1 protein-coding gene is annotated in these 1,482 nt (G+C 71.3%); it reads right to left on the bottom strand.

Features of this window, described 5'->3' with window-relative positions; translation table 11 throughout:
- Positions 1-66: 66 nt before the first annotated feature.
- Positions 67-1,482, bottom strand: a 1,416-nt coding sequence (locus tag U9R90_RS36150) for an FAD-binding oxidoreductase (RefSeq protein ID WP_411061730.1), incomplete at its 5' end; no start/stop codon positions are given.

Below are 1,482 nucleotides of genomic sequence, written 5' to 3'. Positions count from 1 at the left end.
TGGCGGGGGGCTGGACGGGTGAGGCGTGAGGGATGAGGGTTAGGGGCATGGGTTAGGGGCGTGGGGTTACAGCGCCTGTGGGAAGTCGAAGAGGCGGGTCGGGTCGTAGCGCTTCTTCAGGTCGGCCAGCCGGGAGGACGCCGAACCGTAGTACGCGGTACGCCAGTTGGGCAGGTCCGGGTCCGGGTAGTTCTGGTAGGCCGAGCCTGAGGCGTACGGGCGCATGGCGTCATGGGTGGTTTTCAGCCAGCCCCGCACGGCCGTTCCGGAGGTTCCCGCCTTCCACGACGCGATGTACTGCGCCAGCACCCGGCTGCGGCGGTGGACGAACGCGGTGGCGTCCGGGTCCACCTGGTTGACCGCGCCGCCGAGCGCGGTGAGCAGGAGGGATCCGCTGCTGCCCGACTCGCCGCGCACCCGCTCCAGGCGGTTCAGCAGCGCCCGTACGCCCGTGTCGGGAATCGAACGGTCGAAGAAGTCCGAGCGCGAGGTGTAGGTCTCGCGGCGCAGTACGCCCCCGGGATCGCGGCCGGGGGTCGGCCCCGGCAGGCGGCACTGGGCGTCGGTGAGGTCCGCGCAGCCCGCGTACAGCTCCATCGCCTTCAGGTAGTCGCGGCGCTCCATGGTGACGCGGGTCGCCGAGGAACCGACGGCGTCGGCCAGACGGTCCACGGCGTTCTGCAGCTCGTCGTAGGCGCCGAGCGAGAACACGGTGACGTAGTACGTGGGGGTCGCGCCCGGCTCGGCAGCGAAGTTGAGCGCCGACCAGATCTCGCCGGGCTGGTCGGGGCCCCACTGCTGCCAGGCCGTGAGCACCTGGCGGGCCTTGCTCCAGGGCCAGTTGAGATACGCGGTAACGGCGCGGGGTGCCGGGTGGGTGCGGAAGCGGAGCTCGGTGACGACGCCGAAGTTGCCGTTGCCCGCGCCGCGCAGGGCCCAGAACAGGTCGCGGTGCTTGCTCTTCTTTTCGTCGTCGCAGGTGAGGTGCGTGCCGTCGGCCGTGACAAGGGTGGCCTGGGTGAGGCTGTCGCAGGTCAGGCCGTACGCGCGCGAGGCCACACCGTGGCCGCCGCCGAGGGTCAGGCCGGTGATGCCTACGGAGGGGCAGGTGCCCGCGGGGAGGGTGACGCCCTTGGCGGCGAGCGTGCGGTAGACGTCGATCAGGCGGGCGCCTGCGCCGATGGTGGCCGTTGCGCCTGGGGCGATTTTGTTCAGGCGCGATACGTCGATGATCAGGCGGCCGTCGCCAGAGGACCAACCGGTGTAGGAGTGGCCGCCGTTGCGGACGGCTACCGGGGTCTGGGTGCGGCGGGCGAAGGCCAGGGCTGTACGGATGTCGTCGGGGTGCGCGACGTAGGCGACGGCCGTGGGTTTCAGGTCGTCGAAGCGGGGGTTGTAGAGCTGGCGGGCGGTCTTCCAGGCGGCTTCGCCGGGGCGGACGAGGGTGCCGTCGAGGTCTTGGGCGAGGGCGGGTAGGTCGGG

The organism is Streptomyces sp. E11-3 (genome assembly GCF_046540415.1).
GTDB lineage: Bacteria > Actinomycetota > Actinomycetes > Streptomycetales > Streptomycetaceae > Streptomyces.
Note: the sequence above shows the minus strand (reverse complement) of the source record. Positions and strands in the feature narration are given on the sequence as shown.